The organism is Rhodobacteraceae bacterium D3-12 (assembly GCA_025916135.1).
Taxonomy (GTDB): Bacteria; Pseudomonadota; Alphaproteobacteria; order Rhodobacterales; family Rhodobacteraceae; genus JAKGBX01.
Map to the genome: position 1 here is coordinate 4306872 of CP104793.1, position 22786 is coordinate 4329657.

Annotated in this window: 21 protein-coding genes and 2 pseudogenes; 8 read left to right on the forward strand and 15 right to left on the reverse strand. The window is 60.4% G+C overall.

Going from position 1 to position 22786, the window contains the following annotated elements; all coding sequences use genetic code 11:
• Positions 1-40 precede the first annotated feature (40 nt).
• Positions 41-1114 carry a D-glucuronyl C5-epimerase family protein gene (locus N4R57_21065; protein ID UYV37401.1) on the reverse strand — a complete coding sequence of 358 codons (1074 nt, stop codon included), beginning with the start codon at positions 1112-1114 and terminating at the stop codon, positions 41-43.
• 475 nt (positions 1115-1589) lie between these two features.
• Between N4R57_21065 and N4R57_21070 the strand changes: the two genes are divergently transcribed.
• A complete protein-coding gene (locus N4R57_21070) occupies positions 1590-3149 on the forward strand; it encodes an ABC transporter substrate-binding protein (protein ID UYV37402.1) in 1560 nt (519 codons plus the stop codon).
• A 73-nt stretch (positions 3150-3222) separates the two neighbouring features.
• Here the strand turns inward: N4R57_21070 and N4R57_21075 are convergent, their stop codons facing one another.
• The 6 genes and pseudogenes from N4R57_21075 to N4R57_21100 all read right to left on the reverse strand — a co-directional run bounded on the left by N4R57_21075 (position 3223) and on the right by N4R57_21100 (position 7698).
• Positions 3223-3336: a hypothetical protein gene (locus N4R57_21075; GenBank protein UYV39636.1), complete on the reverse strand. Its 114-nt coding sequence runs from the start codon at positions 3334-3336 to the stop codon at positions 3223-3225.
• A gap of 123 nt (positions 3337-3459) precedes the next feature.
• Positions 3460-3732, reverse strand: a pseudogene (locus N4R57_21080) (ATP-binding cassette domain-containing protein).
• On the reverse strand, positions 3729-4817 hold the full coding sequence (locus N4R57_21085; protein ID UYV37403.1) for an ATP-binding cassette domain-containing protein: 1089 nt from the start codon (positions 4815-4817) through the stop codon (positions 3729-3731). Before N4R57_21085 ends, N4R57_21080 begins: the two are co-directional and overlap by 4 nt.
• A 3-nt stretch (positions 4818-4820) precedes the next feature.
• Positions 4821-5633: an ABC transporter permease gene (locus tag N4R57_21090; protein UYV37404.1), complete on the reverse strand. Its 813-nt coding sequence runs from the start codon at positions 5631-5633 to the stop codon at positions 4821-4823.
• Entirely contained in the window at positions 5630-6571 is a 942-nt protein-coding gene (locus N4R57_21095; protein ID UYV37405.1) for an ABC transporter permease, read from the reverse strand. Before N4R57_21095 ends, N4R57_21090 begins: the two co-directional genes overlap by 4 nt.
• 9 nt (positions 6572-6580) lie before the next feature.
• A pseudogene (locus tag N4R57_21100) lies at positions 6581-7698 on the reverse strand (C45 family peptidase).
• A 140-nt stretch (positions 7699-7838) separates the two neighbouring features.
• Between N4R57_21100 and N4R57_21105 the strand changes: the two are divergent.
• A complete protein-coding gene (locus N4R57_21105; protein UYV37406.1) occupies positions 7839-8756 on the forward strand; it encodes a GntR family transcriptional regulator in 918 nt (305 codons plus the stop codon).
• A 16-nt stretch (positions 8757-8772) separates the two neighbouring features.
• Here the strand turns inward: N4R57_21105 and N4R57_21110 are convergent, their stop codons facing one another.
• The 3 genes from N4R57_21110 to N4R57_21120 all read right to left on the reverse strand — a co-directional run bounded on the left by N4R57_21110 (position 8773) and on the right by N4R57_21120 (position 12190).
• Positions 8773-9924 carry an acetate kinase gene (locus N4R57_21110; protein ID UYV37407.1) on the reverse strand — a complete coding sequence of 384 codons (1152 nt, stop codon included), beginning with the start codon at positions 9922-9924 and terminating at the stop codon, positions 8773-8775.
• On the reverse strand, positions 9921-11318 hold the full coding sequence (locus N4R57_21115; protein ID UYV37408.1) for a bifunctional enoyl-CoA hydratase/phosphate acetyltransferase: 1398 nt from the start codon (positions 11316-11318) through the stop codon (positions 9921-9923). Before N4R57_21115 ends, N4R57_21110 begins: the two co-directional genes overlap by 4 nt.
• Before the next feature lie 155 nt (positions 11319-11473).
• Complete coding sequence (locus N4R57_21120) at positions 11474-12190, reverse strand: dienelactone hydrolase family protein (GenBank protein UYV37409.1); 717 nt, start codon at positions 12188-12190, stop codon at positions 11474-11476.
• A gap of 134 nt (positions 12191-12324) precedes the next feature.
• On the opposite strand from N4R57_21120, the gene N4R57_21125 reads away from it, so the two are divergent.
• The 6 genes from N4R57_21125 (at position 12325) to N4R57_21150 (ending at position 16208) form a co-directional block, all read left to right on the forward strand.
• Complete coding sequence (locus N4R57_21125) at positions 12325-12939, forward strand: ribonuclease D (protein ID UYV37410.1); 615 nt, start codon at positions 12325-12327, stop codon at positions 12937-12939.
• A gap of 63 nt (positions 12940-13002) precedes the next feature.
• Entirely contained in the window at positions 13003-13623 is a 621-nt protein-coding gene (locus N4R57_21130) for a hypothetical protein (GenBank protein ID UYV37411.1), read from the forward strand.
• A 64-nt stretch (positions 13624-13687) separates the two neighbouring features.
• Positions 13688-14119, forward strand: a complete 432-nt coding sequence (lptA, locus tag N4R57_21135; GenBank protein ID UYV39637.1) for a lipopolysaccharide transport periplasmic protein LptA — start codon at positions 13688-13690, stop codon at positions 14117-14119.
• Positions 14112-14888 carry an LPS export ABC transporter ATP-binding protein gene (lptB, locus tag N4R57_21140; GenBank protein UYV37412.1) on the forward strand — a complete coding sequence of 259 codons (777 nt, stop codon included), beginning with the start codon at positions 14112-14114 and terminating at the stop codon, positions 14886-14888. The genes lptA and lptB overlap by 8 nt, the downstream gene beginning before the upstream one ends.
• A 240-nt stretch (positions 14889-15128) precedes the next feature.
• A complete protein-coding gene (gene raiA / locus N4R57_21145) occupies positions 15129-15698 on the forward strand; it encodes a ribosome-associated translation inhibitor RaiA (protein ID UYV37413.1) in 570 nt (189 codons plus the stop codon).
• A 45-nt stretch (positions 15699-15743) separates the two neighbouring features.
• Positions 15744-16208: a PTS sugar transporter subunit IIA gene (locus tag N4R57_21150; protein UYV37414.1), complete on the forward strand. Its 465-nt coding sequence runs from the start codon at positions 15744-15746 to the stop codon at positions 16206-16208.
• Positions 16209-16290: 82 nt separating this feature from the next.
• Here the strand turns inward: N4R57_21150 and N4R57_21155 are convergent, their stop codons facing one another.
• From N4R57_21155 to galE, 5 genes are all read right to left on the reverse strand, one after another.
• Entirely contained in the window at positions 16291-17709 is a 1419-nt protein-coding gene (locus N4R57_21155) for a sulfotransferase domain-containing protein (GenBank protein UYV37415.1), read from the reverse strand.
• Between the two features lie 64 nt (positions 17710-17773).
• Positions 17774-19453: a beta-1,6-N-acetylglucosaminyltransferase gene (locus N4R57_21160; GenBank protein ID UYV39638.1), complete on the reverse strand. Its 1680-nt coding sequence runs from the start codon at positions 19451-19453 to the stop codon at positions 17774-17776.
• 50 nt (positions 19454-19503) lie between these two features.
• Positions 19504-20514: a glycosyltransferase family 2 protein gene (locus N4R57_21165; GenBank protein UYV37416.1), complete on the reverse strand. Its 1011-nt coding sequence runs from the start codon at positions 20512-20514 to the stop codon at positions 19504-19506.
• A 38-nt stretch (positions 20515-20552) separates the two neighbouring features.
• Positions 20553-21812: a glycosyltransferase family 4 protein gene (locus N4R57_21170; GenBank protein UYV37417.1), complete on the reverse strand. Its 1260-nt coding sequence runs from the start codon at positions 21810-21812 to the stop codon at positions 20553-20555.
• Positions 21802-22785: a UDP-glucose 4-epimerase GalE gene (gene galE, locus N4R57_21175; GenBank protein ID UYV37418.1), complete on the reverse strand. Its 984-nt coding sequence runs from the start codon at positions 22783-22785 to the stop codon at positions 21802-21804. Before galE ends, N4R57_21170 begins: the two co-directional genes overlap by 11 nt.
• Position 22786 lies beyond the last annotated feature (1 nt).

Genomic DNA, 22786 nt, shown 5'->3' on the forward strand with positions numbered 1-22786 from the left:
ATCTCCCCCTGACGCGTACAGCGACCCGTTCGCACCCGCGTCAGGGCAGGGGCGGCAACCCCTCTCCGGGGTCGTCAATCAGCCGCCAACCACCCTGTTCAAGCGTTGGCGTGTCTTCGTCGATCCAGCGCCGCCGCTCCATCGCGACCGCCTCAAGCCGGTCAAACCCGGTGTGATCTTTCGTCGTCAGCAGCTCGGCCATGTCTTGGCGAAACGCGCGGGCATGCGCCAAAAAGGTCATTGATCCGGTCAACTGATAAAGCTGATATTGCTGACGGATCGTGCGCAACGGCAGGTAATCACTCCGCCGCTGCCCACGCAGCGCATAAATGTTAACCTTCCCCTTGCGACGGAACAGCGGCACATAGGCCTCAACCGTGGCGGCCCCGGCCTGCGCCATCTCGGCATAGCCGTGCCCCGGCCAAAACCCGCTGGCGCGAAACAGTGCGAACACCGCAAAGATATGCCCGTTCAGCACGAGGTTGGGCTGCCCGCCCGGCTCGGGATATTCCTCAAACCACAGGAAACCGTTGCGGTCGCGATAGCTGATCCAAGGGTCCGGCGGGTTGCTGCCTTCGGCAAATATACGGGCATAGGCATCGGCCAACCGCCGCACATCTTCCTCAAGCCCGCGTCCCGGCAGCACCTGAACAGCCGCGACACAGCCGAGGATGACAAAGGCATTGGCGATGCCACTGACCCAGCCATAGGGCAGCTTCATGCCCGCGCTGGAAAAGGTGAAACGGTTCTCGATAAACCGCGCGCCGTCGACCTTGCGGATATAGTCGCGCATCCGCTTCACCAGCGCGATCAGCATCTCTTCGGCGTCTTCTGCGCCCGTCCCACGCGCGCGCGCATCCGCCACAAGCGCCGCAAGGGCGGTGGCATTCTGCCAGAACCGCACCGGCTGAAACGCCTGCGCGTGAGCAACGCGATAGTCTTCATCCCACGGGAACGGAAGCGCATCATCCAGCGGCACCGAGACATCGGGCGTCCAGCCCGGCGGAAGCGCGGTTGGCGGATCAATGGCCAACTGGCTCTGCGCACAGAGCCGATAGGGCCGCCACCGCAGATCAGCTTCGCTCAGCACGGGGGTGTCAGCCGGCACAGTCATGCGCCGGGGTTTGCCGCAAGGCACTTTGTGTGCTCCATCGCGCCAAGCAGCCTGCTTGTTGCCCGTCCGCGCGGTGTCACCGCAGTGAGCTTATGAAATTGGATCGGCATTTGCGCATCCCGTCTTGAACGTCCATCGGACCCTGCCTTGCCCCGGAAAAACGCGCACCGCCGCGCGCTTGTGTCGGCATTCAAGGCCCCCTCACTGGCTACAACGGCGGTTCTCGACACGCAAGAATCGCAAATCACAACGCATCGGCAAACATCCCAAACCGGCGCCATAAGCCTCGCACAGCACCATTCTTGCGAAATTCTTGTCTTGAGAAGGGGTAAAAGGCAAAGCAAACGGGCGTTATATTCCAATTAAATGCTTTTCATGCACTCAAAAAGTTGTAACCTACCCCCACAAGCCAACCTCCGTGGTCGCGAACTGGCCCCGGATCACAGTGGCATAATTGTATAAACAGGGGATTCGCATGACATTTCAACTTGGCGGCCGCGCGACATTGGCGGCGCTCGTCCTTTCGGCCGGACTGGCGATGCCGGCCTTGGCAGACACCACACTGACGGTGCGCATGAATGCCGATATTCGTGCCTTGGACGGGTTCAATCGCGATGGCAACTCGGACACGGTCACGCACCACATTTTCGAAACACTCGTCGCCTTCACCAGCGATCTGGGCATCGGCCCCGCATTGGCCAAGGATTGGACCATCTCCGAAGACGGGACGGTTTACACCTTCAACATCCGCGACGGCGCCACCTTCCATGACGGGTCTGCCGTGACCTCACAGGATGTGCTGTGGAACTGGTCCTGGCGCACCGATCCGGCCAATGATTGGGTCTGCGCCTCTGAATTCGACGGCTCCAAAGGGCTCAAGGTTCTGTCGGTCAAGGCACCGGATGACGCCACCGTCGTCTTTACCCTCGACGCGCCCAACGCGCTGTTCCTGATGCAGCTGGCCAATATCCAGTGTAACGCATGGATCGCTTCGCCCAAAAACGTCGATCAGGATGGCAAATGGATCGCCGGGAGCGCCATCGGTTCCGGGTCCTTCAAACTGGAAAACTGGCAAAAGGGCCAATATATTCAGCTCGCCGCCAACCCGGATTATAAACCCTCGGGCGCGCCGCTGTCTGGCCTCTCGGGCGACCGGACCGCTGGCGTTGATTCCCTGAAATTTCAGGTGATCCCGGACACAGCCGCCGCCGAAGCGGCGCTCTATGCCGGTGAAATTGATATTCTGCCCGGCTTCGAAGCCTCCCGCATAGAACAGGCCGAAAAACGCGGTATCAAGGTCGCCTCGACACCGGGGCTCAGCTGGACACCCGTGTTGATCCAGTCGCGTGATCCCTTGATGTCGAACATCACCTTCCGCCGCGCGCTGGCCCATGCCATTGATTGGGATCAGATCGTCGAGGTGCGCACAAATGGCATGGCCAGCCACAATTCCTCTGCCGTGGCCGAGGCCAGCATCTTCTTTGACAAGGATTTTCTGGAATGGCCGGAATATGACCTGACCAAAGCCGCCGCGCTTCTGCAAGAGGCGGGCTACAAGGGCGAAGCGGTCAAGATCCAGACCAACACGCGTTATCAGGGCATGTATGACAACGCCGTTTTGCTGCAGGCCATGTTGATGGCCGCTGGCATCAACGCCGAGCTTGAAACGCTCGACTGGGCGGCACAGCTCGACAACTACCTCGCCGGGTCGTTCCAAATCCAAAGCTTCGGCTATTCCGCGCGGCTCGATCCGTCGCAAATGTATGGCCGCCTGATTGGCGACAAGGACAAATCCCCCAGCCGCCAATGGGAGAGCGAAGAGGCGCTGAAACTCTATGTTCAGTCGACCCAGACCGCAGATGTCGAAGAACGGCGCGCGATCTTCAAAAAGCTGCACAAGCTGATGGTGCAGGATTTGCCGATCTTCGGGCTTTTCTATGAGCCTGTGATCGACGCGCTCGGGCCAAAGGTCGAAAACTATACCGTTTGGGCGGCGGACAAGACGCTCCTGTTCGGTGTCAGCAAAACCGAATAACCCCAGACAGCGCAAAACCAAAACGGGCGGGGATTTCCCCGCCCGTTTTCATTTCACGCCGCCAAAGGCGCCCTTAAACCGGGTCGAGCCGCATCGACGCCTCAAGCAACCGTTTCGTATATGGATGCTCCGGCGCGTCAAAAATCCGGTCCCGCGCGCCTAACTCGACGATCCGTCCGGCCTCCATCACCGCGACGCGGTCGGCCACCTGCTCCACCGCCGCCAGATCATGCGAGACAAAGAGACAAGCAAAACTGTAACTCTCCTGCAAGCGCCGGATCAGCTCAAGAATCTGCTTTTGCACGGTCATGTCCAACGCTGATACCGGCTCATCCGCGACCACGAAACTGGGCCGCGCAATGATCGCCCGCGCAATCGCCACCCGCTGACGCTGCCCACCAGAAAGCTGATGCGGAAAGCGCGTCAAAAGCTCGGATGGCAGGCCGACCTCGGCACAGCATTCACTGGCGCGCGCACGCTTTGCGCTCTCGTTCAGACCCGGCAAATGGCGCAACGCTTCGCTCAATATCGTGCTGACCCGCTGACGCGGATCAAGCGAGGAATAGGGATCTTGAAAGATCATCTGCATGTCGCGCCGCACAAGACAATGCGATGCTGCCCCTGATCGCTGATGTCGCTGCCGCGGAACCGGATCGTGCCGGTTTCCGCCTTTTCCAACCCGATAAGCGTGCGCCCCAGCGTGGTCTTGCCCGACCCCGACGCTCCAACCAGCGCCAGCGTCTCTCCGGCCTGAATCGTTAGATCAACATCATGCACAACGCGCCGAAATCGCTTCGGGCGGAGCGGGCCGGTCTTTTCGGGATAGCCGATCGACAGGCCCCGCGTCTCGACCAGCGGCTTTGTCGTGGCAACCGGCCGCGCCGGTCCGCGACTAGGGAGTGCTGCAACAAGCTTTTGCGTATAGCCATGCTGCGGTGTCCGCAGAACGCTCTGCGCCGGCCCGCTTTCCACCGCGCGGCCCTTTTCCATGACGACAATATCGTCAACATACCGCGCCACCATGCCCAGATCATGACTGATCATCAAAACCGAGGTGCCGCTATCCCGTGTCAGCTCTGCCATCAGGTCAAGCACATCACGGCTGACCAAAGTATCCAGCGCGGTGGTCGGCTCATCCGCAATCAACAGGCGCGGTTTCAGCAACATTACCGATGCAATCATGATCCGCTGGCGCATCCCCCCGGAAAACTCATGCGGCCATGCCGAAAGACAGCGTTCAGGGTCGCCGATCTGCACGCGCTCCAGCATCTTCAGGGTCTCGGCCCGGATTTCCTTGGCTGACAGGCCGGTGTGCAAGCGCATCGCTTCGGCCAATTGCTGGCCGATCTTCATCGACGGGTTAAGCGAGACCATAGGCTCCTGAAAGATCATCCCGATCTTCGCCCCACGGATCGCCCGCATCTTGCGTGCAGAAACCTTGCTCAAATCCTCGCCATCAAAAATGATCCGGCTCTCGGCGCTGGGCAAAAGCCCCGGCGCCAGCAGCCCAAGGATCGACCGCGCGGCCAGCGTCTTGCCAGAGCCGCTCTCCCCGACCAGCGCCGTCATCTTCCCCGGCGCAATGGCAAAGCTAAGGTCATCCACAAGCGTCAGATCGCCCCGCTCAAGCCGGATGCTCAGATGCTCAACACTCAACCCGTCCCGCATCGCTCAGCCCCTCATCTTCGGATCAAGCCAGTCGCGCAGCGCATCGCCCAACAGGTTCACCCCCAAAAGCGCCAGCGAGATGCACACACCCGGCAAGATCACCAAATGCGGTGCTTGGCTCGCGTGCGGTCGCGCGGTGGACAACATATTGCCCCAACTCGGCGCCGGTGGCGGAACCCCAAGCCCAAGAAAGGACAGCGCGCTTTCCGACAGGATGATCCAGCCGAACATCGTGGTGCCAAGCACGATCACCGGCGCCATGCAATTGGGCAGCACATGGCGCATCATCGTAAAGACTTCGGAATTGCCTCCCACGCGCGACGCCTCGACAAACTCGCGCGAGCGGACCGACAAAACGGTGCCCCGAACCAGCCGCACAACCACAGGCATATACGCCAGCCCAAGCGCCACGATAATCCCTGCGCGACTGGCGCCAAAAACGGTCATAAAGCCCAGCGCCAGCAACAGGCCGGGAAAGGCAAGAAAGGCGTCGTTGACGATCATCACAACCCGGTCGGTGAAACCTCGCAGGAACCCCGCCAAGGTGCCAAAAACCAGCCCCAGTACCAGCGCCACCAGCGTGGTCACCAGCGCAATACTGACCGAAGTGCGCGCGCCATAAATCAGCCGCGAGGCAATATCGCGCCCAAACTCATCCCCGCCCAGAATATGCGCGCCGCCGGGTCCGCTCATCCGCGCCGGAAGATCCAGCGTCAAAGGGTCCATCGGCGCAAGCCATGGCGCAAAAAGAGCGACAACAAGAAGCACGCACACAATGCTGCCGCCGATAATCAGGTTCATGGGAGGGCGTCTCATTCTGCCACCCTCGGGTCTAGCAAGGGGTAAACCAGATCGACCAACAGATTCACCATGACATAGATAAACGCGATGAACAAAAGACAGCCCTGCACCAACGGATAATCCCGCCCATAGATCGCGTCGATCATCAGACGGCCCAGCCCCGGAATGGTAAAAACAGTCTCTATTACGGCGATATTGGCCAACAAGCTTCCCAACACGAGGCCAATCAACGTCCATGTCGGGGCAAAGGCATTGCGGAACGCATGCCGCCACATGACCGCACCCTCCGACAGCCCCTTGGCGCGGGCATGGGTGATGTATTCCAACCGGCTGACTTCGATCATCGACGCCCGCGCCATCCGCACGATCGAGCCGATCTCGATCAGCACGATGGTCACCACCGGCAAGATCATCGCCCGCGCCGCCGCCCAAACGTCCTGCCCGAACGGGACATAGCCAACGATGGGCAACCAACCCAGCTGCAATCCGAAGAACAAGAGCAACATAAGCCCCATCCAAAAGCTCGGAATCGACAGCAATAGGGTCGATGTTCCAATCACCAACAGGTCGCCGGGGCTGTTCTGATACCACGCGGCCAGCATCCCCAACGGCACGGCAATCGCCACCGCAATCACGATCGCCGCTATGACAATCGTGGCCGAAACCGAAAACCGCTCAAGGATCAGCGGCAACACCGGATCGCCCAGCACGATTGACTCGCCGAAATCACCCTGAAGGATCTGCCCCGACCACGTCAGGAACTGCATCCATATCGGATCTTCCAACCCCATCGCCCGGCGCATCGCCTCCACCTGCGCCGGTTCGGCCATATCGCCCAGCATCAAGGTCGCCGGGTCGCCCGGCACCATGCGCATCAGCACAAAGATCGTGATCGCCACGATGATCAGCGTCGGAACCGCGCTGATCAACCGCGACAGGATAAAGCGCATCATTGGCCGTCCTCAGTCTCGCAAGTCCATTTTCAGCGTATAGCGCGTGAAACTGTTGTTGATCGCAGGCAGGGGGGCAATCTCCATGATGCCCTCGGCAGGCTCCATCAAAACCATCGCCACCGTGGCCGACAGATTGCCGCTGTCTTTCTCCAATGGCGGGCGGCAAACGCCATAAGGATCGGCAAACCGGTCCATCAGCGCATCGCGCAAATCACCTAACTCTAGGTCGCTGCGCCCCTCCAGATGCTGACGCACCCGCGCATCGCGATAGAGACTGTCAGGCACATCCGCCATCCCGGTTTCCTTCAACTTGGACAGCGCGGCATTGTGCAGCCAGTGGTTGGCATGAACGATCATCCCGTGGCTGTCCGGGTAAATCGCGAAGGCCTCGTCCGGCGCACATTCGAGGTTCACGGCAAAGCCACCGGCATAGCCCAGCATCATGTTGTTCGACCCGGATTTCGCCGTCACGGCAACCACCTTTATCGCATGGGCAAAATGCGCCGCCTCCAGCGCACGCCGCCGGATAAGCGGCAGCGGAATGCCCAACGTGCGATAGTCTCGGTCGCATTCCAGATAATTCGCGGTGATCGAAATGCCCGCCGCGTTCATCCCGGATCGCGCCAGACCCCGGCCTCGGTAAAGGTCAAATAGTCGGGCCCATCCTCGCGCTCGACCTTGAGCACAACGGATGTTTCGGCGCAATCGGCCCGCCAGTCCCAGTTCTGCCCGTGGATCAAATTGCCCGACGCGGTCACCCCCGGCAGCAAAACCGCGCCGGTACAGCCGTCGGGCTCCGGATCAATCGGTCCGGTCTTGCGTTCGCCCAGCTGCAACACCTCGGTGCGGGCGTTGATCAGCACGACTTCAGCCTCACTCAGACTGGCACCCTCGCCAATCCCCTCGATCTCTTCCATCAGATCGGGGGCCCACTCGCGCATCCGCGGCGCGAAACTGGCGGCCATCTCCAAAACCTCCTCCCGGCTCAACCCGCGCTTGCCGAGCGAGCCCAAGTAAAGCTCGACCGATCCGTGAATCCGGTCGCGGGCCTGTTCGCCGTAAAGCCGGCCACATTCGCGCGGCGTGCCGCGGACCTCGATCAAGGGAAAGGCGTTGTGTTGTTCCATAAAGAAAGATCCTGAATCTGGCGCTTTTCGCCGCTATATCTGCACTTTGTAAGATTAAAAAGCAATAAACTGGAAAAGGCAAGCCCTATCGCTGGCAAAAGGGACGGGCTATAATATCGGGGCAGTTTAATGAGGTAAGAATGACCATTGCCATTGGGGACCAAGGCGAAAACGGCGATCACAGCCAAGACGTGGTGACCCCGCTTCAGCTCGAAGTGATGCGACGGGTTGTCGAATTGATTCGCGATGAAGGCTGGGGGCCGGGCACGCGCCTGTCTGTGCCCGATCTTGCCCGGCGCTTTGGCGTGTCCCGGTCGCCTGTCACCGTGGCGCTGGGCCTGTTGGGCGAGCAGGGCATCGTCGCGCCCATGCCAGCGCCGCAACGCGGGCTTCAGGTCGCGTTGGACCTGAGCGAGATGGACATCACCGACATCGCCCCCTCCAGCCCCCTCGACGCGCTCTATCAGCGGATCATGCGCGACCGCGCCACTGGCAAGCTGCCACAGGAGGTCTCCGAGGCCGAGCTGATGCCGCGATATGACATTTCCCGCGGCGTGGTGCGCAAACTCCTAATGCGCTTCGCCGCCGAAGGTCTGGCCCAGCGTCAGCCGGGTCATGGCTGGTGCTTCGCGGATCTGCTCGATACCGACGAAGGCGCGCGCGACAGCTATGAATTCCGCATCACGCTCGAATGCGCTGCCCTGCGCTCCCCCCGGTTTGCGATCAACAAAAATCAGCTAGAGGCGATAAGGCGGATGCACCGGCGCATCCTCGACGGCAATCACCCCCCCACGGGCGAAGAATGGTTCCGCGTCAACGCGGCTTTTCACGAAGGGCTCGCGGCGATGTCGGACAACCGCTTCTATCGCGAGGCGGTCCAACAGCAAAATGCGCTCAGGCGCATGCAAGAAGCGGCCTCCTTCGAGGCCCTGAGCGAAGCCCGCATCCGGCAATCCTGCGAGGAGCATTTGGCCGTGCTCGACGCAGTGGAAGCCGGAAACATGGACTGGGCCGAAGCCCTCCTGCGCCAACACCTGAAACAGGCAGCGGACCTCTAGAGCGCGCGCTCCGTGCCTAATGCGCCACCGCGGCGCGGGCGATCACCAACTCTTCGTTGGTTGGTATCACCAAAACCTGCACCCGCGACTCTGCGCTGCTGATCACCATCTCGCTCGCGGCATTTCGCTCCGGGTCAATCTCGACCCCGATCCAGCCCAGACCGTTGCAAATCTGTTGTCGCACGGGGGCTGCGTTCTCGCCGATACCGCCGGTAAACACCACCGCATCCAACCCATGAAGCGCCGCCGCCAAGCCGCCCAACTCTCGCCGGTTGCGGAAGCAAAAGTAATCAATCGCTTCACGCGCATGCGGGTCGTCCGACGCCAAAAGCGTGCGCATGTCGTGGCTGATCCCCGACAGCCCAAGCAGCCCGGATTGACGATAGAGCATATCGGCAATCTCATCCGCGTTCATCCCTTCCTGCTGCATCAGATACAGCACCGCGCCGGGATCAAGCTGACCGGGGCGCGTCCCCATAGGAAGCCCATCGAGCGCCGAAAACCCCATCGACGAGGCGATGGAGCGCCCCGCAGACAAGCCACACATCGACGCCCCGTTGCCCAGATGCGCCACCACCACCTTGCCTGCGGCAAGCTTGGGCGCGACCTCTTCCAGCCGTCCGGCGATATAATCATAGCTTAGGCCGTGAAACCCATACCGACGCACGCCCTTGTCATAAAACCGGCGGGGCAGGGCAAAGGCATCGTTCACAAACGGATGCGAGCGGTGAAACGCAGTGTCAAAACAGGCGACCTGCAAAGCATCGGGAAACGCGGCCAGCGCGGCCTTGATCCCGGCAAGGTTATGCGGCTGATGCAGCGGCGCAAACGGCACCAACGTCTCCAGCCCGGCAATCACCTCGGGCGTGATCGCGACCGGCTTGGCAAACTTCATCCCGCCATGCACCACACGGTGCCCCACGGCCGAAATCTCCGCCCCCGGAAACCGTTCCGCGATTTCGTCCAACACCGCAGCCAAAGCACCCTGATGGCTTCCCGCCTGCTCTGGCGGCAATGCCCGCGCCTCTTCTCCGCGCAGCTTAAAGGCCGCCTTCCCACCGATCCGCTCGACCTGTCCGGCGGCAATCGCCTGTGGCTCGGCCTCGCGGGTGAACAGCCCGAATTTCAACGATGATGACCCGGCATTCAGAACAAGAACACGGCTCATTTTCCCGCGTCCCCGCCGGTCAGCCGCGCATGATGCAACGCCGCCACAGCACAAGAGGCAAGCCGCGACATCTCATCATCCGCCCGACTGTTCAAAATGATCGGCACCCGCGCCCCCAGAACAAGACCGGCATTCTCGGCGTGGCTGATAAAGGTCAACTGCTTGGCCAGCATGTTGCCCGCATCAATATCGGGCACCACCAGCACTTCGGCCTGTCCCGCCACAGGAGAGGTGATCCCCTTGGTGCGCGCCGCAGCAAGGTTCACGGCGTTGTCCATCGCCAGCGGCCCCTCGACCAGCCCGCCACGGATCTGCCCGCGCTCGGCCATCTTGGACAGCAATGCCGCATCCACCGATGACGGAATATCCGGGTTCACGGTCTCAACCGCCGACAGAACGCCGACCTTGGGTTGCTCGATCCCGATGCTGATCCCTAGGTCGATTGCGTTTTGAACAATATCCACCTTGGTGCGCAGGTCCGGCGCAATGTTGATCGCCGCATCCGTCACCAAAATCGGGTGCGACAGGCCCGGCACATCCATCACGAACACATGGGTCAACCGCCGCCCGGCGCGCAGGCCATTCTGCTTGTCCAAAGCGGCACGCAAAAGCTGATCGGTGTGCAGATGCCCCTTCATCAAGGCCCCCGCACGCCCTTCAATGACCAACGCAACGGCACGCCGCGCCGCCGCATCATGATCGCTCTCCGCGATAATCTCGATCCCGCTCAAATCGGCCCCGATCTCGGCTGCCGTTTGCTCGATCTTGGCCGGATCACCGACCAGCACCGGCTCGATCAACGTGTGCTCTCGCGCCACCAGCGCCCCGCCCAGCGAATTGGGCTCCTCGGGGCAAATCACCGCCGTCACCAAGGCCGGCAGCGGCTCGGCCAGCTTCAGCAGTTTCTCGAAATGCCGGTGACGCTGCACCACAAGACCGGGCAGATCGTCGCTTGAATAAGAAATCTTGACGCGCGGCGCATCCACCTCGGCCACCCCGGACAACACCAGCGCCCCGTCGGCCACCCGCCGCACTTCGCTCGCCAGCGTGACGGTCATGTCCTTTTCATTCTTGTCCGTCACCGTGACGATGGTTTCCAACTCTTCACCGGCATGGGCGCGATTGTGAAAAACAAAGCTCTGCGCACGATAAAGCGTGCCCGCCCCCGGCAGGATATTCCCCAACACCGCCGACACCAACGACCCGACAAAAAGCCCCGGCACCACGGCCTCGGGGTGGCCATCGCCATCACCATCCGCGTCGTGAATATGCATCGGGTTGTGGTTGCCGGAAATATTGGCAAAGGCGATCATATCATCCGCCGTGCACAGCTTGCGCAGCGACGCCGTGTCGCCCGGTTTCATCTCTTCAAATGTTCGGTTTTCTAACTTCATTAAAATAGGATCCTCTCAAATCGTCTTACCGCGTCACCTTCCCCGGCTTTGCGGCTCGCTCTTTCTTACACGCCTGTTTGTGTCATGTCTTTAACGGCGTCCATGTCCCGCCGCGCCCTCCTAACCTTGCGCCCAAATGCGCAGCAGCAGGGGCGCTATTCCAATACCTCTTCAAGGAATCTCTCGGCCGCCTGCCACGCCCGCCGCTCCGAGCGGGGTTCATAAAACATGCCGCCCTCCGGGTTCTGCGCCTTGGGGTTGGTAAAGGCATGGCCGGTCGCGCCAAACCCCAAGACCTGCCAATCCGCCTCCCGCGCGCTCAACTCCTCGGCCAGCGTGGTTAAATCGTCGGGCGTGGCCAGCGGATCGTCCCATCCGTGCAACACCAAGACCGAAGGCGCGATTGCCCCCGCCGCCGCCTCTGGCGGCGCGTCGTAAACCCCGTGAAAGCTGATCACCCCACGAAGCGGCGCATTCGCCCGCGCCAAATCCAGCACGCATTTCCCGCCAAAACAAAAGCCCAGCGCGGCCATCCGCCCCGCATCTCCCACCTCCTGCGCCCCGGCGCAGTCAACCGCCGCCAGCAACCGGCGCAGCATTGCGCCCCGGTCGGCGGTCATTTCCCCCATCAAGGCGCTCGCCTCCTCGGGCGATGCCGCTTGCCGGCCATCGCCGTACACATCCACCGCAAACCCGACATAGCCCAGCGCCGCCAACCGTTCGGCCACCGCGATGTCAAACGCGCCCTTGCCGCCAAACGCTGGCAGGACAAGCACAATTGGCCGCGGCCCGCTTTGGTTTGACGCATGGCTGATGGTGCCGTGATGCGTGGCATGCGCGCTGGTATAAATGATGTCTTTGGTGATGATCATTGTGCCCTCCCACGGCGGCGGTTGCTCCCACTGCCATGCGATAGAACACTGACAATCCGCCCTGTGCAATTGCCATTGCGCGGGATGCTCTGTAACACGATGCCAAATTCCACGCTGTGCCCAAAGGATATTCCATGGCCAATCACGTCTATAAACGCGACCTTCCCGACGATCTCGATCTTGGCCCGGTGGTGGCGATTGACTGTGAAACCATGGGGTTGATCCCCTACCGCGACCGGCTCTGCGTTGTGCAACTCTCCAGCGGCGATGGCGATGCGCATCTGGTTCAAATCGCACAGGACCAAACCGAAGCACCCAATCTCTGCGCCATGCTTGCCGACCCGGATGTGCTCAAACTGTTCCACTTCGGGCGGTTTGACATTGCCGTGCTGAAACACCGGTTCGATGTGCTCACTGCGCCGGTCTATTGCACCAAGATCGCCTCGAAACTTGGCCGCACCTATACCGACCGCCACGGGCTCAAAAACCTGCTTCAGGAAATGCTCGGTGTCGATATTTCCAAACATCAGCAAAGCTCCGACTGGGGCGCCGAAACGCTGACTGATGCCCAAATCGACTATGCCGCTTCGGATGTGCTCTACCTCCATGCGCTTTACGAAAAGATGCAAGAGCGGCTCGCCCGCGAAGGCCGCAGCGAGCTGGCACAGGCGTGTTTCCGCTTCCTTCCGGCGCGTGCCGAACTTGATCTGGTGGGCTGGCCGGAAACCGATATCTTTGCGCATACCTGATCCGGGCGCGGCGGCATGACCCATCCCCCGGACCAGCCGAGCAGCACAACAAAGCGGCAACCAATGCCCAGCCCATGGTCCGAAAACTTCTATTCCCGCCTTGTCGCGTGGCTCAAGATCCTGCTGCCGCTGACGGCGCTGGGCATCTTGTCGACGCTGTTCCTGTTTTCGCGCAATATCGACCCGACCACCACGATCCCCTTCACCACGATTGACCTGCGCGAACGCGCCGCCAGTCAGCAAATCACCGCCCCCGAATTTGCCGGTGCCACGCCCTCGGGCGATCTCATCTCGTTTCAGGCGCTCACCGCGCGCCCCGACCCTGACCATGCCTCGCGCGCCTTCGCGGATAAACTCAACGCCCGCATCGTGCTGCAATCGGGCAATGTGCTGACCTTCCGCTCCGACGATGGCATCGTTGACGAGGTTTCTGACCGGGTCGAACTCGCCGGCGACGTGGTGATCACCAGCTCCCAGGGCTATATCATCAAGACCGACCGCTTGATTTCCGGCATGCGCGGCATTCGCGCCGAAACCCCCGGAACGATCTCCGGCACCGGCCCCTTGGGCAAATTCAATGCCGGAAAACTGCTGATTGAACAGGACCCCAGCACCGATGGCGTGCAAATGCTTTTCACCAATGGGGTGAAGCTGATATACGAACCTCCAGAACCCAAGGAATAGACCCGTGTTTTTGATCCGTTCATTCATCGCCGTTCTGGCTCTGGTGCTCCTGCCTTCGGGGCTCATGGCCCAAGGCGCGCAAATCGCTTTCGGCAATACCAAGCAGGATACGACCCAACCGGTCGAGGTGACCGCCGACAACCTTTCGGTCGATCAGAATGACGGCACCGCGATCTTTACCGGCAATGTGCTGATCGGACAGGGCGATATGCGCCTGTCTGCCGCCAAAGTGCAGGTGTTCTATTCCGAGGACGGCGGCAGCATCAAACGCCTTTTCGCCACCGGCGGCGTCACCATCGTCAGCGGCGATGACGCGGCCGAGGCCAAGAATGCCGACTACAGCATCGCCAATGGCACCATCGCCATGACCGGCAATGTGCTCTTGGTGCAGAAAACCTCTGCCATCACGGCCGAGCGGATGACCATCCACACCAAAACCGGCACCGCCCGCATGGAAGGGCGCGTGAAAACCGTGCTGCAACAATCCAATGAATGATGTCGCCGCGCCCTCCAAACCCGACCTGACTGTGACCGACGGCTCGCTCGGCCTGCGGGTCGAAAACATGCGCAAAAGCTATAAAAAGCGCGTGGTCATCCGCGATGTCTCGCTCAAGCTTGACCGGGGCGAGGTTGTCGCGCTGCTCGGCCCCAATGGCTGTGGCAAGACTACAACCTTTTACACCGTCTGCGGGCTGGTGTTTCCCGAAGGTGGCCATGTCATCGTCGACGGGCGCGATGTGACCGGCCTGCCGATGTATCGCCGGGCCAAGCTCGGGATCGGCTACCTGCCACAGGAAATGTCGATCTTTCGTGGCCTCAGCGTCGAAGACAACATCGCCGCCGTCTTGGAAATCGCGGTTAAAGACCGGCACAAACGCCGCGAACGCCTCGAAGAGCTGCTGGGCGATTTTTCCATCGAACACCTGCGCCGCGCGCCCGCCATGGCGCTTTCGGGGGGCGAACGCCGCCGCGTTGAAATCGCGCGCTGTCTTGCGGCTGACCCCAAGTATCTGTTGCTTGATGAACCTTTCGCCGGGGTCGATCCGATTTCTGTGGGCGACATCCGCCACCTTGTCGCCGATCTCAAGAAACGCGGTATCGGCGTGTTGATCACCGATCACAACGTGCGCGAAACCCTCGAAATCGTCGACCGCGCCTATATTTTGCACGACGGCAAAGTCCTCATGTCCGGCACCCCGGACGAGGTTGTGCAAAACGAAAACGTCCGCCGCGTCTACCTTGGCGACAACTTCAAAATCTCCTAACGCGAAATGTCGCGCATTGGCGTCAGAACGATTTGATCCAACTCATTGACTCTTGTCTCGGGTTGGCCTCAAATACGGATATGACCACTGTGGTATTTGCCTCGTTTTCTCGCACGATCTGCCTTCAGGGCAGCGGGTTTGGGCAAACCCATTTTTGGTCACTTACCAGCATTCGGGGATAACAAACGACGCGGCGCACATGCGCACGCACCGCCCGGATTGTCACGCAAAGGAGACAAGATGCGCTATCAGATCAGTGGTAAACAAATCGACGTTGGAACCGCCCTCCAATCCCACGTCAAAGAGGAACTTGGCGCGGCCGTCAGCAAATATGCCGAACGCCCGACCGACGCGAATGTGGTCTTTTCCAAAAGCGCGTCCGAGTTTGTTTGCGAAACCACCGTGCATCTTTCGACCGGCCTGACCGCCTCGGCCAAGGCCAAGGCCCATGAAATCTATGCCGCGTTTGATGCGTGCTGTGACAAGATGGAAACCCAGCTGCGCCGCTACAAGCGCCGCCTCAAGGATCATCACCGCGACCGGTCCGAACCGGTTGAACTTTTCGGCGCCTCCTCGTATATCCTCGCGTCAGACAACGAAAACGAGGATTCGGAGCCAGAAACTCTCCAGCCCATGATCGTCGCCGAGATGGAATCCAAGATTCAATCTCTCTCTGTTGGGGAGGCGGTGATGCAAATGGAACTGGCAGGCGCTCCGGTGCTGGTTTTCAAGAATGAGGGAAAGGGCGGTCTTAATGTCGTCTACCGTCGTGATGACGGAAATGTCGGCTGGATCGACCCGCAAAACTGAAGGTCACGGGCAAAGCACCCGACCTGACGGAGCAGCGGTTAACACATGGAACTTACGCGTATCCTCAAGCCCGAGGCGGTAAAGGTTATTTCCACCACGTCGAGCAAGAAACGTCTCTTGAACGAACTCGGCGAAGTGGCAAGCGCGGCTTACGGGCTTGACGCGTCGGTTGCCGTGGATGCTCTCATCGAACGCGAAAGCCTCGGCCCCACCGGTGTGGGCCGTGGCGTTGCGCTGCCCCATGCGCGCGTCGATTCGATCGACCATGTGGTTGGCGTTTTTGTCCTCATGGAACACCCGATCGAATTTGAATCGGTTGATCGACAGCCTGTCGATATCGCCTTCGCCCTGTTCGCCCCCAAAGAAGACGGCGTCGAGCATCTCAAGGCGCTGGCCCGCGTGTCGCGGATGCTGCGCGACGAAAGCATTTGTCAAAAGCTGCGCGCCAATGGCGACGCCTCGACGCTCTATACCATCCTGACCGACGATCAGCCGATGCAGGCCGCCTAAGCACAGCCGGAAACGGAACACGGGCCCCATTTCAAACCTGAAACACCCGCCGCGGCCTCATACCCGCGGCTTTCCATCGCACCTACCGCCAGCGATCAAACCCGAACACAAGGTAATCGCGCTGATAGGCCTCTTGCGCTGCGGCTTCGATCTCTTCGTCGTAAACCTGCGCCAATGTCACCGGCCCATGCGCCTGTGACACCGCAATCTGTGGCACCGCGTCATGCCCCATCTTCTGTGCCAATCCGGTGAGCGCTTCGGCCATCTCGTCCTCGCGCAGCACCACGTCGGGCAGGGCAAAATTGCCCATCCCGTGCAATATCGCGGCTTGGCTGGCCCAATGCGCATCCTGCCGGATGCTCGACTGTCCCGAAAGGTTCGCTTTCACAAACTCAAGAAAGCTCAAGAACGCCCGCTTGTGCTCTTCCGGGCCCCAAGACCCGTCCGGCTCACCCTCTGGCACGGGCAACTTATGCACCCGGCGAAGCGTCCGCCGGATACCGCCAAAACTGCCCTTTCCGGTGCTTAAAATCCGCGTCACAAATGCCTCATGCGCCCGCGCCACCGGATGGCGCAACACCGTGAAACTGCGATGCCCGACATTGCGCCGCATCCATTGGCGCAGCGTTTTCTGGCTGAAGCCACCCTGCAATTCCGCCCCGCCATCCAGCGCCCGCATCCACGCCATCACCTCGGCCTCCGGCCCTGAGCGTACCGGCAAATACATCAACGGCGTCTGCCCGCAGGCCACATAAGACGGCACCGCCGCCCCGCGCCGTGGCTCGAAATTCGGCGTCCGGGTCAGGTTGAACCGGTCCAACCCGGCCAACGCCTTTTCCATCTCGGGGAAATTGGCAACCTTCTGTGACAATGGCTCCGGGTTCTGCCGCTTGAGGTTCTTGTCCAACCCCTCCAACCGGTCCGGCTGACCCAGCCACGCGGCGATGCCGTTCATCACCTCGACATCCTGCAAATCTTCATAGGCCACGTAAAACGCGGTCTGCCCAGTGGTCTGCAACCTGTGCATCAGGCTCACCTGAAAGTCCTGCAACGCCTCCAGATGCGCGCGGAACTCGGCGGCATCGAACTCCGCCTTGGCATCCTTGCGCTTGGCCACATTGGTCAACTTCCATTGCCCCGTTTCCTGCGCAATTTTCCAGCTGACATAGCTGTCCACCGGATTGCGCGTCAGGATAATCTTGCCACATCGCGGGTCGTCCAAAATGCTGTCCAACACCCGTGCATCATGGTCATGAAAAAACCGGAACCCGGCGATGCCCTGCGCATGTTTCACCGCATGAACAAGCGTCATGGGATCGCGGTTGCGCTCTTCTTCACTGACCCCAAGACACTCTTCCCGGTTCGGATAGCCGATGAAATGCGGGTTAAACGCCTCCCCGACACAGGAAATCCCCGGAAAAGCATTCAGGTTCGCTTCCAGAAAATTCGACCCGGTGCGCATCTCGGCAAACACAACGAAATAGTCAAAATCTTTGGTCATCTTTGCCCTGGTCCCTGCGGTTGCGCTGCCCCCGCCCCGCGCGGGGTGTGGCAGTGTCGATCATCTATTGCACCAAATACGGTTTGCGCGGTTTTGTCTGCGTTCCGACGGGGTCATGCACCACTGGGAAATCGCCCATCAAATGCGGGTGCATCCCTTGGTTTTTGAGGTTTTGCAAAAATTGCCCGAAGCCGGTCAAATCCGTCATCTTCGGCGCTTCCGTCAATCGGCGCAGCGTTTTGTGGCCGATTTCATCAATGATCGTCTGCAACGGCTCCATCGGACTTTCGATGAAATCCGCCATGGTCCAAATCCTGATCCGCGCCTTGGAATAGGGCGAACGCAGAACGTTCAGATGCTCGTTCTCGATCTTTTGCAACTCCGCCGCCTCGGCCCGGATTTCCGAAAAATTCCGGTTCGATTTGAACAGCGGCACGGCCCACGCGCCGGAAATCACGCTGATCTGGGCGTTGGGGTCGCGCGCGATCACCCAGTTGAGCTTTTGGTTGTCCTGCGGCCCAAACTGAAAACACTGCCACTCGCCGCGCGTGTTCCAAATCAGGCTGGTCAGAAACGCCTTGGGGTTATAATCGCGTGTCGCGGCGCTATCGCTTAATGCACCGTTGATCACGCTTTGGCCACCGGCATATTCGATCCTATCGGGCGCAAACAGATGGCCATGCACCTGCGCGCCCGTCGCCTTGGCCAACCAAGGTTCAAAATCCTCGAACAGGTCGGAAAACCCCTGAAACACCGAGAATTTGCCGCTGGTCGTGCCATTTTCCCAGCCGTCATTGGGAAAGCGTGAATGCATATAAAGGCCGGGTCGCCCGCGTGTCCGCCGCTCAACCGCCTTGGCGAAAATCCGGTCGATCTTGCCGGGGTTCGGCTCGGTCCGGTCGCGCGCGCCGTGTTTGCCCTCAAGAAAGGTCTCATAAAGCAGGTTGGCCTTGGACCAAATCTTGCGCGCCACAAAGCAGTCCGAGCGGCGCAAAAGCTGAAGATGGTCGTCATAAAAGATATGCGGTTTGCCCTGAAAGTCGAACTTCGACAGGGTCAAAGACCGGCTTTCGATCTTGGTCGAATACTGCCGGGACAGCGTCTGAAAATAGCTTTCGTCCGGGATCCACACGCGCTTGAAATAGCGGTCATAGCTGGGCCGCTCCGGGTCTTGCAAAATCGCGCTCAGGGTCTGGCGCGTCAAACACCACCATTGGCTCCCCATATGCGGCACGATGCCGTTGGGGATGCGCCGCTTGAACCGCACCGCCCGCTGGATGGCGACATAGCGGTCAAACAGATGCCGGTGCTTGCGCCACGAAAAAGGAAAGCGCAGCGTGAACCGCTCGGCGTCCAATCCGCCCACGGTCCACGGCACATCCGCGGTCGTCGCGCTCTCGATGAAATCGGTGCGCGGCCGCTCGGTCAGATAGGTCACCAACTCCTCGACCGGGCGCAGCGGCAGGCACGACCCCGAAGCGAGGTAGACATGCCGCACCTGCGGAAACTGCGCCAGCATAAGCTCGCTCGCCTCCTGCGTCGCCGCGACGATGCCCCATGTGCCCCACTCGCACCTGTGGCGGTTGGCAAACAGAATATCAGGCAGGTCTGACAAGGCCTCGCGAAAGGCGCGGTATTCGGCCCGCGGCGTGCCCTTGTCGCAATGGATCACGACGGGACAGCCCGCCATATACCAATGCCGTGCCACCTGTTCGGCCCGGTCCAACGCATTGTGAACCAGCATCACGATGCCCACCGGCCCGCGCCCGGTATCGGGCATGGGGGCAAACCCGCTCACGCCCAGTTGCCTTTCGACATAAGGCCCAGAATCTCAAGCTGTCGCCAGTTGATGTATTTCTCGCTCCACTTGCACCACAGATCCGGATTCTGCGCCAAATTCTCGGCATAGGCCTTATATTCAAGGCTCGCAGCATAATGCTGTTTACGCTCCAGCTCCTCTTGCGCCTTCACGCCGAACGTGTCGAGAAACTTGGTATGGAGCAAAACGCCGCTCGCCTTTTCGCCCCCCCATTCGTCGTAAACAAGGTTCAAACCGCGTGGCAACAGCATATGGGTCGAACTGACATAGGCGTATTTGCGATCCCATTTGACCAATGGAATCTTGTTCAGCGCCGGCGCCTTCTCCGGCTTCTCACGGAAAAACATCCGCGCGCGCGGCCCGCCCTGAATCCACAGGTTGCCGAACTTGCGGTTCTTCTCGATCATGTAATTGCCGCTGTCGAACCAGCTGGTAATCTCAAGCGGGTCTTGCCCCTCGCGATAGGGCTGCGCATCAATCCGCCCCTTGGGATACATATCCAGAAGCATCGCGCTGAACGATTTGATCGACGACGCATCCAACCAGTCGGTCAGCGCCCTGAGCGGGCGCGTGTCGCAGAACGGATAAATCAGAAATTCATCAGGATCGACCACAAGCGCCCAATGCCCGTGGGCATGTTTCATCTGTAACCAGTTCAGCCAATCAACGCCAAACCGGCTCCGCTTATAGCTCTTCTTGGTGTGCCAGACGGACACATCCGGCTGTTTCATCAGATAATCAAGCGAGCCATCATCGCTGTCGTTATCCACGATGAAAAAGTGGTTCACCCCTTGCTCGCGGTAATACTTGAGGAAATAGGGCAGCCGCACACGCTCGTTGCGCTGGGTCGAAAACAGCAGAATATCGTCGCGCTTCACCTGATTGGTGCGGTCCGACATGGATCGCAATTCGCGGCGCTTGCGAAAGGCACGCACCCGCCAGCGCCGCCGCTGAACCCTTAGGAAATATGACTGAACCGCGCCCAATTCGTTCCTCTATCACCTGCCCGCTTTCCGCGTGCCTATCACGTCAGCTTTAACACCCGGTTGAAATGCGCGTCCCACGTTGGCGCTTCAACTTTGGTGATTTGCCCGGTCGCCTGCTGTTTTCCACCGGCGTCCGACTGCTTCTTTTTGCTGGCCAACGCCATTATTCTTCGCTGCCAAAGATAGCTGTCCTTCACGCTTGCGTAAACGGGGAAGTCATCCAAAACTTCGTGATAAATCGGCAGGTTGGCACAGATCACCGGCACGCCCATCGCCGCGGCCTCAACCATGGGCAAACCAAAGCCCTCGGCAACACTCGGATAGACCGCGCCCGCCGCGCCTTGAACCAAGGCCGCAATCGCCCCATCGCTCAACCCCGAAACCTCGTGCAAATGCTCGCCCATCAACGCCGAGCGGTCCATGCGAAAGAACACCTCTTCGTTCATCCAGCCCCGCGCGCCGCAAATCACCAGATGCGGCATGTCCTGCGGCGGTGTCTGCTTGACCAACCGCTCCCAGATTTCCAGCAAAAGCGCGTGGTTCTTGCGTGGCTCAATCGTGCCAACGCTAACAAAATACGGCCCCTCCGGCGGCAAACCCTTGGGCAGCTCGTCGGGCTTCGGCTCGGCCAATTCGACCCCAAGATGCGCAACCGCACCCTGCGGTGCGCCGCCCCACGCCTCCATATGCGCCTCGGCGGCCTTGCGCGTGGCCTTTGAGTTGTAGATCACCAGATCCGCACTCTTGCGCACCAGTTGCAGCATTTTGCGAAACCGCTCCACCGCTTCGGGCGTCTGCATCAACGGCAGATCAAGCGGGATCGTGTCATGCACCATCACCGCAACCCGCCCCTTGGCGCCGTGTTTCACGGCATGCACCACCCGCTCGGTCAGGTTCGAGTGTCCGACATTCAGATACCCGCACCCTTCAGGCAGGTGTTTCGCCAACATCCGGCTCAACCCCGCGCGATGGGTCCGCGCCATGGCAAGCCGCCTTGCATCGCTCATCGCTTGTTGCTGAACAGGGTCTAACTTGCCAAAAATCCGCGCCAATCGTGTCGCGCGGCCCCACGCTACATCGCCCTCGATCCGCGCAGCCAACCCGCGCATCCCGGCCTCGTCCAACAGCAAATAACCGATAGGCGAGCGGATCAGCCCGAACGCCGGCGTCTTGCGACCAACCAGCGCCTTGAGATAGGCCAACTCGACCCGGTCCACCCCGGTCAGCGTCCGCCCGGCGCGGCTGATCAACCGCGACAGATCAAGCAGCCGTGCCGAGACTACCGCCTTATCGCTCATAGCCATCCCCGTGATGCCAACGCCACGCATCGGCAATCATCTGCGGCAAGGTCGAGCGCGTTGGCTTCCAGCCCAAAACCGTCTCGGCCCGCTCGGAACCAGAGACTAACTTGGCACAATCGCCGTCTCTTCGCGGCGCATCCTCGCTCGGAACAGGCGTGCCCGTGACCTCTGCTGCGATCTTCATCACCTCGCGCACGGAAAACCCGTCGCCACTGCCAAGATTGAATTTCGCGCAGCCTTTGCCCTCCAGCAACCAGCCAAGCCCAAGCACATGCGCGTCGACCAAATCCACCACATGCACATAGTCGCGGATACAGGTTCCGTCCGGCGTGTCGTAATCCGTGCCAAACACGCTCAACTTGGCGCGCTTGCCCTCAATCGCGTCCAAAATCAGCGGCACAAGATGGGTCTCGGGCTGGTGGAACTCGCCCACCTCGGCCTCCGGGTCGGCCCCGGCGACGTTGAAATAGCGGAAAATCACGCTCTCCACCCCGTCCGAGGTGGCGAAATCCAACAGCATATCCTCGATCGCCCGTTTCGAGCGGCCATAAGGGTTGGTCGGCATCTGCACGCTGTCTTCGTTCAACACCACATTGTCTTGGTCGCCAAAGGTGGCACAGGTTGACGAAAACACGATGCGCTTGCACCCAGCCTGCACCATCGCCTCGACAAGGTTCAGCGAGCCATCAACATTATTGCGCCAATAGCGCCCCGGCTGGCTCACGCTCTCGCCCACTTGGCTCAGCGCCGCAAAATGAAGCACCGCAACCGGGCGATACATCTCAAACACCGCATCCAGCCGCGCCCGATCCAGCAAATCGCCTTCTTCGAACGGGCCGAATTTCACCGCGTCGCGCCATCCCGTGACAAGGTTATCGTATGTAACGGGGGTGTATCCGGCCGCCTTTAACGCCTTGCAGGCGTGCGACCCGATATAGCCCGCGCCGCCTGTTACCAATACGTTGTTCAAT

Coding starts and splice junctions, on each gene's coding strand:
- N4R57_21155 (UYV37415.1), bottom strand. CDS start 17,709: ATGACCAAAGATTTTGACTATTTCGTTGTGTTTGCCGAGATGCGCACC.
- N4R57_21095 (UYV37405.1), bottom strand. CDS start 6,571: ATGATGCGCTTTATCCTGTCGCGGTTGATCAGCGCGGTTCCGACGCTG.
- N4R57_21090 (UYV37404.1), bottom strand. CDS start 5,633: ATGAGACGCCCTCCCATGAACCTGATTATCGGCGGCAGCATTGTGTGC.
- N4R57_21160 (UYV39638.1), bottom strand. CDS start 19,453: ATGCTGGTTCACAATGCGTTGGACCGGGCCGAACAGGTGGCACGGCAT.
- N4R57_21105 (UYV37406.1), top strand. CDS start 7,839: ATGACCATTGCCATTGGGGACCAAGGCGAAAACGGCGATCACAGCCAA.
- lptB (UYV37412.1), top strand. CDS start 14,112: ATGAATGATGTCGCCGCGCCCTCCAAACCCGACCTGACTGTGACCGAC.
- N4R57_21085 (UYV37403.1), bottom strand. CDS start 4,817: ATGCGGGACGGGTTGAGTGTTGAGCATCTGAGCATCCGGCTTGAGCGG.
- N4R57_21075 (UYV39636.1), bottom strand. CDS start 3,336: ATGGAGGCCGGACGGATCGTCGAGTTAGGCGCGCGGGACCGGATTTTT.
- N4R57_21170 (UYV37417.1), bottom strand. CDS start 21,812: ATGAGCGATAAGGCGGTAGTCTCGGCACGGCTGCTTGATCTGTCGCGG.
- N4R57_21120 (UYV37409.1), bottom strand. CDS start 12,190: ATGATCATCACCAAAGACATCATTTATACCAGCGCGCATGCCACGCAT.
- raiA (UYV37413.1), top strand. CDS start 15,129: ATGCGCTATCAGATCAGTGGTAAACAAATCGACGTTGGAACCGCCCTC.
- N4R57_21130 (UYV37411.1), top strand. CDS start 13,003: ATGCCCAGCCCATGGTCCGAAAACTTCTATTCCCGCCTTGTCGCGTGG.
- lptA (UYV39637.1), top strand. CDS start 13,688: ATGGCCCAAGGCGCGCAAATCGCTTTCGGCAATACCAAGCAGGATACG.
- N4R57_21065 (UYV37401.1), bottom strand. CDS start 1,114: ATGACTGTGCCGGCTGACACCCCCGTGCTGAGCGAAGCTGATCTGCGG.
- N4R57_21125 (UYV37410.1), top strand. CDS start 12,325: ATGGCCAATCACGTCTATAAACGCGACCTTCCCGACGATCTCGATCTT.
- N4R57_21115 (UYV37408.1), bottom strand. CDS start 11,318: ATGAAGTTAGAAAACCGAACATTTGAAGAGATGAAACCGGGCGACACG.
- N4R57_21110 (UYV37407.1), bottom strand. CDS start 9,924: ATGAGCCGTGTTCTTGTTCTGAATGCCGGGTCATCATCGTTGAAATTC.
- N4R57_21070 (UYV37402.1), top strand. CDS start 1,590: ATGACATTTCAACTTGGCGGCCGCGCGACATTGGCGGCGCTCGTCCTT.
- N4R57_21150 (UYV37414.1), top strand. CDS start 15,744: ATGGAACTTACGCGTATCCTCAAGCCCGAGGCGGTAAAGGTTATTTCC.